We start from the raw sequence: 12,588 nt of genomic DNA on the forward strand, positions 1-12,588 counted from the left end.
GACCCGGTCAGCCCTCCGACCCGTCCGCGTGCTCCGGCTTGCCGCCGAAACGCACGTACAAGGCCGGCAGCGCCAAGAGCGTGACCAGCGAGGCGGTCACCAGGCCGCCGATCACGACCGTGGCGAGCGGGCGCTGCACCTCGGCGCCGGTGCCGGTGGCGATGGCCATGGGGACGAAGCCCAGCGCGGCGACCAGCGCCGTGACCAGGACGGGGCGCACGCGCTCGTCCGCGGCGCCCAGCACCGCGGCGCGGGTCTCCTCGCCGTGCAGCTGCCGATTGCGGACAGAGGCGAGCAGCACCACGCCGTTCAGGGTGGCGACGCCGAACAGCGCCAGGAAGCCGACCGCGGCGCTCACGCTGAGGTCGAGGCCGCGGAGCGCCAGGGCCACGAAGCCCCCGGTTGCCGCCGCCGGCACGTTGACGAAGATGAGCAGCGCGGGGCGGATCGAGCCGAACGCCAGGTAGAGCAGCACCAGCACCACGGCCAGGGTGAGCGGCACCACCACGGCCAGGCGCGCGCTGGCGCTCGCCAGGTTCTCGTATTCACCGCCGTACTCCACGTAGTAGCCGGGCGGCAGCTTCACGGCGTCGATGCGCGTGCGGAGCTCTTGGACGAAGCTCGCCAGATCGCGACCGCGCACGTTGACCTCGATGAGCACGCGGCGCCGGCCCTGCTCGCGGCTGACCTGCGCCGGGCCGTCGGACATGCTCACGCGGGTGACGTCGCCGAGCAGCACCGACCTGCCTTCGCCGAGCGGCACGCGCACGCGCTGGATCGGGCCGTCGTCCGCGGCGGGCACGCTGGCCGCGCGGAGCATCACGTCGAAGCGCCGCTCGCCTTCGATCAGGTGGCCGGCGTGCCGGCCGCTCTTCAGCGTCTCGACGAAGGCGGTGAGCTCCGCCGAGCGCACGCCGCGCCGGCCCATCTCGCGCGTGTCCGGCGTCAGGGTCAGCATGCTGAGCCCGCTCATCGGCTCGACGCGCACGTCGGCGGCGCCGCGGGTCGCGCCGATGACCTGGGTCAGCTCCTCGGCCACCTTGCGCAGCTTGCCCAGATCGTCACCGAAGATCTTCACGCCCACGTCGGCCTTCACGCCGCCGATCAGCTCGTCCACGCGCATCTCGATGGGCTGCGTGAAGCCGAAGGCGGCCCCCGGCAGCGCCTTGTGCAGCTCGGGACCGAGCACCTCGGCGAAGCCCGCGGCGTCCTCAGCGGTCTTCCACTCCTTGCGCGGCTTCAGGATCACCAGCACGTCGCTCTGCTCCGGGCCCATCACGTCGGTGGCGACATCCGGGCTGCCGGTGCGGCTCACCACGCGCTCCACCTCCGGGTAGCGCATCAGCACCTGCTCGACGGCGGTGGTGCCCCGGGACGCCTCGCCCAGGGTCACGCTGGGCGGCCGGGTGACCTGGATGGCGAGATCCCCTTCCTCGAGCCGGGGGATGAACTCCGCGCCGCGCGTGCTGGCCACGAGCGCGCCGGCCAGGATCAGCACGGCCACGCCCACGCCCGCGAGCCGCCAGCGGTCCACCAGCGCCGTGACCACGGGCCGGTAGCCGCGCTTCAGCCATTTGACGATGCGCGGTTCGTCGTGGTGCGCGCCCGTCAGGAGCAAGCCGCCGATGGCGGGCACCCAGGTGAAGGTCAGGATCAGCGCCACGCCCAGCGCGAACAGCACCGTCAGCGCCATGGGCCGGAACATCTTGCCTTCCACGCCCTGGAGCAGCAGCACCGGCGCGTAGACGATGGCGATGATGAGCACCGCCATCGTCACCGCGCGCCCCATCTCGCCGGCGATGCGCCCCATGGCTTGTTTGCCCGAGAGGTGGTGGGTGGCCATGGCCGCCAGCGCGCCCTCGATCACCACCACCGAGCCGTCCACCACCAACCCGAAGTCGATGGCGCCCAGGCTGAGCAGGTTCCCGCTCACGCCGAAGTAGCGCATCAGGATGAAGGCTCCCAGCATGGACAGCGGGATGACGGAGGCGACCACCAGGCCCGCGCGCAGGTTGCCGAGCATCACCAGGAGCACCAGCGCCACGATCGCGCCGCCCTCGAGCAGGTTCTTTTTCACCGTGCCGAGGACCTCGTCCACGAAGGCCGATCGGTCGTAGAAGGGCTCGATCACCACGCCCTCGGGCAGGCTCTTCTCGACCTCCGCCAGCCTGTCCTTCACGCGTGCGACCACCTGGTGCGCGTTCCCGCCGGCGATCATCTGCACCATGGTGTAGACGGTCTCGCCCTTGCCGTCGGCGGTCGCGGCGGCGAAGCGTGGCGCGCTGCCGTCCACGACCTCGGCCACGTCTTGCACCAGCACCGGCCTCGTGGTGCCGTTGTGGGCCCGCGTCGCCACGACCTGCCGCGCCACGTCCTCGCGGGTGCGGTACGAGGCCTCGGCGCGGACGAAGGTGCCTTCTTCGGTGCGCTCCACGAAGCCGGCGCTGACGTTCTGCCCCGCCCCGAGCACGGCCTCCTCGACCATCTGCGCGGTGACGCCGTTCGCCAGCATCGAGCGTTCGAGCAGGCGCACCTCGATCTGCCGCGTGTCGCCGCCCCACGAGTTCACCTCGACCACGCCGGGCACCGAGCGCAGCCGGTAGGCGATGTCCCAGTCGAGCAGCGTGCGGATCTCGCGCAGCGAGTGGCCGGGCCAGCGCACCGTGAAGTGGTAGACCTCGCCGAGGCTGGTGGTGAGCGGCCCCAGCTCCGGCCGCCCGGCGCTCGGCGGGATGACCTCGCGGGCCGCCGGCAAGCGCTGCGCCGTGAGCTCGCGGGCAGTGGCGAGCGCGGTGTCGTCGTCGAACACCAGCGTCACCGCGCTCACGCCTGAGCGCGACACCGAGCGGATGCGGGTGACGTGGGGCACCCCGGTCATCGCCAGCTCGACGGGCTGGGTGACCAGCCGCTCGACCTCGGTCGGCGAGAGCCCCGGCGCGCTGGTGAGGACCTGCACTTGTACGTTGGTCAGATCGGGCACCGCGTCGATGGGCAGGGTCTGGTAGCTCCTCACGCCGACCACGATCAGCGCGACCACACCCAGGATGGTGAGCAGCGGGAACTCGACGACCAAGCGAGCGAGACGACCGATCATGGGCTCACTCCAGCCGCGAGCGCATCAGCTCGCCCTTCAAGAGCAGCGCCCCGCGCTCCACCACACTCTCGCCCTCGTTCACGCCGTCCTCCAGGAAGACCCGAGGACCGGCCCACTCCGCGACGCGCACGCTGCGTGGCTCGAACTCGCCGCGCTCGACGGCGACGAACACCATCGGCACGTCGTCCACGCTGACCACCGCGTCCCGCGGCAAGCTCACCAGTCGCTTGCCGTCCTGCGACGCCCGCTCGATGGCCACGTCCACGAACGCGCCGGAGCGGAAGTCCCCGCACTTCTCGCCGAGGCTGATGCGGAACGGGACGGTGCGCGTGGCAGCGTCCACGTGGGGCGAGGGGGACTCGACCTTGGCCTCGCACGCGAGCTCCTTGCCGCCGATGGAGAGGGTCGCTCTGGCGCCCTCCGGCACCAGGTCCGCGTCGTTCTCCGGCACGTCCGCCCGCACCAACAACCGCTTGGTGTCCACCAGGCGAAACAGCGGCGCGGTCGCCTCCACCGGCGCGCCCACCACGCCGTCCACCGCCACGACCGTGCCGTCGATGGGCGCCTTCAGGACCAACTGAGCGCCACCCGCGGCGCCGAAGCTCGAGAGCAGCGAGGCGGCCCCGCGCTCGTCGGCGCGCGCCGTCTCGAGCGTGCTCCGGGCGTCGGACAACGCGCGCTCGCTGGTGGCCTTCTCGGCCGAGAGCTTCTCTTCCTGCGCGAGCACCCGCTCGGCGTGGACGCGCCGCGACTTGGCGCGCGCGAGCTCGGCGCGCACGCGCGCCACCTCCCCGGCGTCGAGCACCGCCAGCTTGTCGCCCTTCTTGACCGCGTCGCCGCGCCGCACCGCGATCTCCTTCACGCGGGCGGCGATGGGAGAGGTGACGGCGGCGGCGCCGTCGGGTGGGGGCTCGACCTGTCCGGTGGCGATGACGAACCCGCTCACGGCGCGGCGCTCCGCACGGATGACGCTGATGCGCCCCGTGTCGAGCAGCGCCTGATCGATCCCGATGCTGCGCTTCTTCGGCTCGCTCGCTACGCCCACCGCTTCTGGTTCGTGTTTGGAGCACGAGAGCAGAACGAGCAGCGACAGCAGGAGGAGGAGCTTCGTCATCGGGGTCCCTTCGCGCCCAGGAGGCGCATCAAACGAATGTCGGCGCGCCGCACGTCGGCGGCGGCCTCGGCCCAGCGTTCCTCCGCCGCCAGGAGCTCGCGGCGTGCGGCCAAGACGGAGGCGGTGTCCACGCTGCCGGCCTCGTACTGCGCGAGCGATTGCCGGAGCGCTTCTCGTGCCGGGCCGATCACCCCCTCGCGCAGGGCATCTCGGACCTCGCGCGCGTGCTGGCGCTCGTGCAGCGCCAGATCGAGCTCGCGCTCCACGGCCTTCCGCACCTGGAGGGCCTCGGCTCGCTGCACCGCGGCTTCGGCGCGGGCGCGCGCGGTGTCCACCTGCGCCGGGCTCACCAAGGGCAGCGGGAACGAGGCGCGCGCCAGCACCAGCCAGTCGCCCGTCGCCTCGCGCGTCACGCTGGGCCCGATCGAGAGCGACGGCTTGCCGTGAGCGCGCGTCATCTCCACGGCGCGCTCGCCGCGCGCGGCCGCCGCGTCGGCCGCCAGGACGTCGGGTTGTCCGCCTCGCGTTCGCGCGAGCAGCGGCGGAAGCGTCAGCCTCTGGTCGGGAAGATCCAGCGGACCGACGACCTCGATACTCGAGCCGCGGGTCCCGGTGAGATGACCGAGCGCGGTCTCGGCCACGAAGCGCCGCCCCTCGGCGTCGAGCACGTCGGTGCGAGCGCGCCCCACCAGCGCCTTGGCGGTGGCCTCTTCGGAGGGCGGCACGCTGCCGGCTCGCACGCGCGCGCCGGCCAGCTTCGCGATGGACAACGCGTGCTCGAGGGACTCTCGGCGAATCCTCCCGAGCTCCTGGGCCAGACGGACGTCGATCCAGGCCAGCGCGGCCTCCGCACGCACGTCGTGTTGCGTGACGCCGAGGCGCGCGGCGGCCTCGCTTCCGGCCGCCGACGCCCAGCGCCGCCGAGACGCCCCGAGGCCGCCGAGCGGAAGGTCCTGCCAGAGCCCGAGGGTCGCATCCACACCGACCCGGCTCGGGTCGGAGCGGAAGCGCGGGCCGACCTCGATCTCGACCCGCGGGGGCACGGACAGCTTCTGGTCCGCCGCCCGTCCGAGCTCCCGGCTGGCCTGCACCGCCGCCCGCTTCGGACCCAGGGCCGGAGCCGCCTGCTCGGCGCGGCGCATCGCCTCCGCCAGGTCCATGCGTACAGGGGACGCCGACGCGGCGCCGGTCATGGTCGTGAGCGCGAGAGCCAGGAGGAGTCGCATCTTCGGGTGCCGGACGGGGAGAAGAGCAAGCGCCGTGCGCGGTGCGTCACTCGTGTCCGGTTCGAGCCACTCGCTCAATCCGTCGAATGACGCATGCGGCACGGAACGCCGTGATTCCCGCCAAGTCCCGGGGGAGCCTCGGGCAGATGGCGAAGCCCGAGACGTGCTCGTGTTACGGTTTGGAGCGGTACCCATGCGCAGAAACTTCGTTCGCAGCTCATGGGTCGTCCTCCCGTGCGCGCTGATCTGGGCCTGCGGGGGCGGCGGCGGAAGCGGCGGCTCCGGCGGAAGCGGCGGGACCGGCGGGACCGGCGGTGACGCAGGGACCTGCGTCGCGAACGACGCCGACTGCGATGGCTTCTCTGCCGGCGACGACTGCGACGACGGCGATCCGAAGCGCAACCCCGATGCCTCGGAGGTCGTCGGGGACGGCGTCGATCAGAACTGCGACGGCATCGACGGCGTGGACTTCGACCAAGACGGGCACGCCACGGTCCCGAGCGGGGGCGACGACTGCAACGACGCCGACCCCAACGTCTACGCCGGGGCGCCGGACACCGCAGGGGACGGGAAAGACCAAGACTGCGACGGCGTGGACGGCGTGGACGCCGACGAGGACGGGCATGCCTCCACGGCCTCGGGTGGCGACGACTGCGACGACGACGACGCCGCCATCGCGCCGGGCAAGCCGGACAGCGTCGGCGACGGCAAGGACCAGAGCTGCGACGGCGTGGACGGCACCGACAAGGACGGGGACAAGCACGCCTCCACGGCCAGCGGAGGCGACGATTGCAACGACAGCCTCGCGGACACGTACCCGGGCGCGGCGGACGCGTTCGGCGACGGCAAGGACCAGGACTGTAGCGGCGCGGACGGCGTGGACGCCGACAAGGACGGCTTCGCCTCCAAGACGTCGGGGGGTTCCGATTGCGACGACGGCGACGCCGCCGTGAACCCCGAGGCACAAGACAACGAGTGGCAGCTCCAGTCGGTCGTCACGGCGATGCCGACGAGCCACCGCGTGGTGGCGGTCACCGGAGCGGGTGGCGCGCTGCACGCCGCCGTCTCCTCCGGTACCCACGTGGTGTACGCGACCAACGCGAGCGGCAGCTGGGTCAGCGAGCAAATCACCGCAACCGCTTCCATCGTGCACGTCGGCTTGGCCGTGGACACCGGCGGAAGCCCGCACTTGGTCTACCCCGGCGCGAGCGCCAAGCTGACCTACGCCAAGAAGTCCGCGGGCAGCTGGAGCACCGAGGAGATCGAGCCGGGCGACACCAACACCGACTATGCGTCGGCGCTTCGGTTGGACTCGAACGGCGTGCCGCACGTCGCGTGGGCCGAGCGCGTGACCTCGTCGGTCTCGGCGCTGCGCTACGCCACCAAGCCGGGGAGCAGCTGGGTGGTCGAGAGCCCAAACTCGAACAGCGACGTGGGGAACGACCCGGTCCGCATGGAGCTCGATTCCGCCGGGGTGCCGCACGTCGTGGCCGGCGACCCGCTGACCATCGCCCGCCGCACCGGAGGTTCCACGTGGGCCATCGAGAAGCCGCTCACCGGCATCTCTCCCGCGTTCGCCCTCGACGCCGCGGGCAACCGCCACCTGGCCGTTCAAGGAGCCAGCTTCACGCTGCTCTACCTGACCAACGCGAGCGGCAGCTGGCAGAACCAGAAGCTCGACGAGCTGACCGGCGCCAACTACTGGCCCTCCATCCTGATTGACGGGGCGACCACGCATGTGGCGGCGGTGCGCACCCCGAGCACGACCGCGGTCCTCCGTCACGCGCGCCAGGCGGGCTCGAGCTGGAAGACGGTGACGGTGGACAAGGGGACGTTCGCGAGCTCGGCGAGCATGCTCCGAGCTTCGGACGGGCGCGTTCACATCTTCTACATCGTCGGTCAGACGACGCTGAGGCTCGCCTCCTCCGGCGCGCCCGCGAACGGCAAGGACGACAACTGCGACGGCGTGGATGGGGTGGACGGCGACGGGGATGGTCACGCCTCGAAGGCCACCGGAGGCGGCGACTGCGACGACTCGGCTGCGTCCGTGCACCCCGGAGCGGCCGACAGCGTCGGCGACGGCGTGGACCAGGACTGCGACGGGGCCGACGGCTGAGGCTCCGCGCATTCGCTGCGGCCGGACTGGCTGCTGACGCACCCCCTGCGAGGCACGGCTCGGCGCTCGCGCGCCGCAAACCGCCCGGCACGGCGCTTGCCGCCTGACCCGGGCATGGCACCGCGGGTGGTCCGAGACATCATGACAGCCAAGGTCGTCTACATGCTCGAGGAGGAGAACCTCGAGCGCATCGGCAAGGGGATGGAGCGCTTCAAGTTCCGTCACCTGCCGGTGGTCGACGCAGGCAAGCTAGTCGGGATCGTCTCGCAGCGGGACTACCTGCGCGCTTCGGTCAGCGACCTCGACCCCGATTTCGCGCTCAAGAACGACAACCTGAAGCGCAACATCTTCGTAGCCGAGATCATGACGCGCGACGTGGTCAGCGTCCGTCCCGACACGCCCCTGCTCGAAGCCGCCAAGCTGCTGCGCGAGCACAGGTTCGGCTGCCTGCCGGTGACGGAGGCAGACGGGAGCTTGGTGGGGGTCGTGACCGACTACGATTTCGTGGGTCTGACCATCGCACTGCTCGAGTAGGCATGCCTCTTGCTGCTCGCCCGCGCCGGAGGTCGGTCATGCGGGTGCTGTTGGTGGGGTCGGAGCTCGAGGAGAACTTGGCGATTCGTTACCTCGCGTCCGCGCTGGAAGCGGCCGGTCACGAGGCGGAGCTGCGTCCGTTCTCGAGCGTCGGCGATGGAGCGCAGGTGGTCGAAGCAGCGCGACGCTCTCGCCCGGACGTGGTCGGGCTGTCGATGACCTTCCAGCGCCGCGCGGAAGAGTTCGGCGAGCTCGCCACGGCGCTGCGTCAGGCTGGCTTCAGCGGGCACATCACCGCCGGCGGGCACTTCCCGACCTTCGCTCAGCGGGAGGTGCTCGAACGCTATCCCGCGCTGGACAGCGTCGTGCGCCACGAGGGCGAGGTCACTTTGGTCGAGCTGTGCCAGCGCTTGGCCACTTCGGCGCCGCTCGGCGACGTGCTCGGGCTGGTGTCCCGCCGGCAGGACGGCTCGCTCCAGGTAGCGCCGCCGCGTCCGCTCGCGTCGGACCTGGATGCCATCCGCTTCCCGAAGCGCGTGGGCGAGCCACAGCTCCACATGGGCGTTCCCGCGGCGTTCTTGATCGGCACCCGCGGCTGCTACGGCCACTGTACCTTCTGCTGCATCAACGCCTACATCGACGACGCGGGTGGGGAGCGCTACCGCTCCCGTAGCGCGGACAACGTCGCCGACGAGGTCGCCTGGCTCAGGCGCGAACGCGGCGCTCGCATGCTGGTGTTCCACGACGACGACTTCTTCACCCGCGACGCCGGCCGCGACCTCCGCCGGGTCACGAGCCTCCGCGACGCCTTCCGCCGCCGCGGCGTGGACGACGTCGCTTTGGTGCTCAAGGCGCGCCCGGACGACCTCGACCACGAGGTCTTCCGCGTGCTCCGGGAGATCGGCCTGCTCCGCGTCTACATCGGCATCGAGGCCGGCTCGAGCCAAGGGCTCAAGACCCTGGGCCGTGGCGTGGACATCCGCGCGAACCAGCGGGCGCTCGACTTCCTGCGCCGCATCGACGTCTACGCCTGCTTCAACATGCTGATCTTCGATCCGGAGACCCGCGTCGCGTCGCTGCGTGAGAGTCTGGCGTTCCTGAAGCGCAACGCCGACGTGCCGATGAACTTCTGCCGCACCGAGATCTACCCGGGCACGCCACTCCACCGGAAGCTCGCGCGCGAGGGCCGGCTGATCGGCGACGTGTTCGGCTGGGACTACGAGATCCGAGAGCCGGCGGCGGAGCGGGCCTTCCGTCTGTTCGCGCGGGCCTTCCTCGACCGCAACTTCCGCTGCGACGGGCTGATGAACTCGAACCTGTCGCTCGGCTACTACTGGCACCTCTTGCGCCAATTCTACCCGAAGGCGCTCACACCGGCGCTGCATGCCAGCACGCTCGAGACCATCCGGCAGGTGAACTTGGACTCGGTGGCGCGCTTGAGCGAGCTGGTGGACTTCGCCGAATCGCCGCGCTCCCTGGCCCCGGCCGCGTTCGACGACTTCGCCGGCATCGTGGCGGAGGAGATCGAGCGCGCGAACGCCAAGCTGGAAGCTCGCGTCGCCGAGGCGAGCCAGGACATCCTGAACGCCGCGCGGGGCGTCGTGCGACCTCGACCGCTGGCTCGTTGGAGCGCCGCGGCCGCCGCGGCCATCGCGCTCTCGCCGCTCGCCTGCGACCCGCTGGCGCCGCCACCGCCGGACCCGCTGCCGCCGCCGCACATGCGCGAGCAGCACGAGGGCCCTCCCTACGAGCAGACCGGCGGACAGCCCGACGCCTCCGAGTTCGCGGAGCCGCCGCCGGACCTGCGCCCCGATGCCGGTCCCGTCTACTTGCCGCCTCCCGACCCGCCGCCACCCCCCACGACCAAGCCGAAGCCACCGCCGCCGCCGCCCCCCGATCCGCTGCCGCCCCCGACCATGAAGAAGTAGTCGGCGGGCGTGTGTGTCGGAGTGGGATGTTGGGACTCTGCTGGTTCTTTGCCTGGACGCGTGCGACTCTGGTTACGGGTTGACCATGACTTACAAGCGCAAGCTCTTGGTTTGCGCAGCGGCGCTCGCGCTCGCTGCAGCGTGTACGAACGACTACGAGGAATTCGAGTTCGGGACCGGCGGCGGCGGCGGGCAAGGCAACACCGGCGGTAGCAACACCGGTGGGGGCGGCACGAGCGCAGGCGGCGCGGGCGGCGCGGGCAACACGGGTGGCACGGGCAACACCGGCGGCGCGGGCGGCGCGAGCGGCGGAACCACCAGCGGCGGCGGAACCACCAGCGGCGGCGGAACCACCAGCGGCGGCGGAACCACCAGCGGCGGCGGAACTACCAGCGGCGGCGGAACTACCAGCGGCGGCGCAGGCGGCACCACGGGCGGAACCGGCGGCGCGACCGGCGGAACGGGTGGTGCGGGCGGCACCACTGGCGGAGCCGGTGGCGCGAGCGGCGGAACCGGCGGCGCGAGCGGCGGAACCGGCGGCGCGACCGGCGGAACGGGTGGCGCGACCGGCGGAACCGGCGGCGCGACCGGCGGAACGGGTGGCGCAACGGGCGGAACCGGCGGCGCTACCGGTGGAACCGGCGGCGCAACGGGCGGAACCGGCGGCGCTACCGGTGGAACCGGCGGCGCTACCGGTGGAACCGGCGGCGCTACCGGCGGGACCGGCGGAGGCACCAGCGTCTGTCCCTCGGGTCAGCCCGCCAACAACTCGAACTGCTCGGCCCCGGGCGCGATGTGCGACTACGGCAACAACCAGTGCACGTGCTGGGGCGGAACCTGGCACTGCAACCCGTGCCCGACGAGCCAGCCGAGCGAGGGCTCGAACTGCGGCACCTTCGGCTATGCCTGCAACTACGGCAACAACGCCTGTGGTTGCTCGTTCGGATCCACCGACTGGGCGTGCCTCACCTGCCCGACGACGAAGCCCACGGACGAGAGCGCGTGCAACGATCAGAGCGCGATCTGTGCCTACCAGGGCTCGTTCTGCCGCTGTCGCTGGGACAACGGGCTGAAGTGGGACTGCCCGTAGATCATGATCGCAAATTTTGCCTGACGCGAGCGGCCGCGTCTTTCGCTGCGCCAAAGTGCGCAGCACGGGGCTAGTATGCGCCCCATGCTAGCCGGCTTGGATCCAAAGGCACTGGACCGTTTCGTGAGCCGCGCGCGCCCGGAGTTCGAGTCCGAGCTCAGGCGCCTCGTCGAGATCCCCACGATCAGCATGGCGCCGGAGCACAAGGCGGACATCCTGCGCGGCGCCGAGGCAGCTGCGAAGGCGGTAGTGCAGCGGGGCGGCACGGCGGAGGTGCTCGAGACTCGCGGCAACCCGGTGGTGATTGGGCGCTTCACCAGCGATCCCAAGCACCCCACGGTGACCATCTACAACCACCTGGACGTGCAACCCGCCGAACGCGAGGAGTGGAAGCGAGAGCCTTTCCGCATGTCGATCGAGGGCGACCGCTACTACGCGCGAGGCGCCACCGACGACAAGGGTCCGGCGCTCTCGGTGTTGTTCGCTGCGGCTCACGCGCGAGACTCCGGGCTGCCCGTCAACATCCAGTTCCTCTGGGAGCTCGAGGAAGAGATCGGCAGCCCCAACTTCGACGGCTTCCTGAAGAAGCACGCCAAGAGCCTGCGGAGCGACGTCGTCGTCGTGTCCGACACCGTGTGGCTCGCGCCCGGAAAGCCGGCGATCTCGAGCGGGCTGCGCGGGCTTCAAGGCGCGACGCTGCGCCTCGAGACCGGGACCCAAGACGTCCACTCCGGACTCACGGGCGGCGCCGCACGGAATCCCATGGTCGAGCTGGCGAACGTGATCGCCGCGCTCCAGGACGGCGGCACCGGCAAGGTCCAGATCAAAGGGTTCTACGACGACGTGGTGAAGCCTTCGAAGGCGGAGCTCGCTTCGTTCGCCGCCTCCGGCTTCTCGGTGTCCCGCTTCAAGAAGGTCTACGGGCTGAAGTCGCTGCGCGCTTCGGATCCGCTCGAGGTGATGCAGGCCATCTGGTCGCGCCCGACCCTCGAGCTGCACGGCATCGCCGGCGGCTACCAAGGCCCCGGTATCAAGACCGTGGTGCCCCCCTTCGCCGAGGCCAAGGTCAGCTTGCGGTTGGTGCCGAACCAGACTCCAGCGAAGGCCCTCGCGCTGCTCACCCGAGAGGTCAAACGCCTGAACCCGGACGTCGTGGTCACCGGGCAGAGCGCGCTCGCTCCATTCCGGGGCGAGACGACAGGACCGCTCGCGGCCGCCGCCGCCCAGGCGCTGCGCTTCGGCTTCCGAAAGAAGCCGGTGTTCGTCCGCGAAGGCGGCAGCATCGGCGCCGTCGTGACCATGCAGCGGCACCTCTCCTGCCCCATCCAGTTCGTCGGGCTCTCGCTGCCCGATCATGGCTACCACGCCCCGAACGAGTATTTCGACTGGGGACAGGCCTCGGGCGGAATGAAGACGTTCGCCAAGTATTTCGAGCTCGTGCCGGCAGCTCTCGGAGCGCGCTGACGGAGCTCTCGCGAGAGGGGCG

General features: G+C 71.3%; 7 protein-coding genes and 1 pseudogene. 5 read left to right on the forward strand and 3 right to left on the reverse strand.

What is annotated here, in order from left to right; genetic code table 11:
- Window positions 1-7: 7 nt before the first annotated feature.
- From HS104_02025 to HS104_02035, 3 genes are read right to left on the reverse strand one after another with little or no spacing between them, the layout of a single operon-like run.
- Entirely contained in the window at window positions 8-3,094 is a 3,087-nt protein-coding gene (locus HS104_02025; protein ID MBE7478755.1) for an efflux RND transporter permease subunit, read from the reverse strand.
- A gap of 4 nt (window positions 3,095-3,098) precedes the next feature.
- Window positions 3,099-4,208 carry an efflux RND transporter periplasmic adaptor subunit gene (locus HS104_02030; protein MBE7478756.1) on the reverse strand — a complete coding sequence of 370 codons (1,110 nt, stop codon included), beginning with the start codon at window positions 4,206-4,208 and terminating at the stop codon, window positions 3,099-3,101.
- Entirely contained in the window at window positions 4,205-5,434 is a 1,230-nt protein-coding gene (locus HS104_02035) for a TolC family protein (GenBank protein ID MBE7478757.1), read from the reverse strand. Before HS104_02035 ends, HS104_02030 begins: the two co-directional genes overlap by 4 nt.
- Window positions 5,435-5,627: 193 nt before the next feature.
- Here HS104_02035 and HS104_02040 point away from each other — a divergent pair, with 193 nt between their 5' ends.
- The 5 genes and pseudogenes from HS104_02040 (at window position 5,628) to HS104_02060 (ending at window position 12,566) form a co-directional block, all read left to right on the forward strand.
- Window positions 5,628-7,550, forward strand: coding sequence for a hypothetical protein (locus HS104_02040; GenBank protein MBE7478758.1), 1,923 nt, complete (start codon window positions 5,628-5,630; stop codon window positions 7,548-7,550).
- 114 nt (window positions 7,551-7,664) lie between these two features.
- Window positions 7,665-8,084, forward strand: a complete 420-nt coding sequence (locus tag HS104_02045) for a CBS domain-containing protein (GenBank protein MBE7478759.1) — start codon at window positions 7,665-7,667, stop codon at window positions 8,082-8,084.
- 38 nt (window positions 8,085-8,122) lie between these two features.
- A complete protein-coding gene (locus tag HS104_02050; protein ID MBE7478760.1) occupies window positions 8,123-10,012 on the forward strand; it encodes a cobalamin B12-binding domain-containing protein in 1,890 nt (629 codons plus the stop codon).
- A 391-nt stretch (window positions 10,013-10,403) separates the two neighbouring features.
- Window positions 10,404-10,733 (forward strand): annotated as a pseudogene (locus HS104_02055) (hypothetical protein).
- A 444-nt stretch (window positions 10,734-11,177) separates the two neighbouring features.
- Entirely contained in the window at window positions 11,178-12,566 is a 1,389-nt protein-coding gene (locus HS104_02060; GenBank protein ID MBE7478761.1) for a M20/M25/M40 family metallo-hydrolase, read from the forward strand.
- The last annotated feature ends 22 nt before the right edge of the window (window positions 12,567-12,588 follow it).

Source organism: Polyangiaceae bacterium (genome assembly GCA_015075635.1).
Classification (GTDB): Bacteria; Myxococcota_A; Polyangia; order Polyangiales; family Polyangiaceae; genus JADJKB01.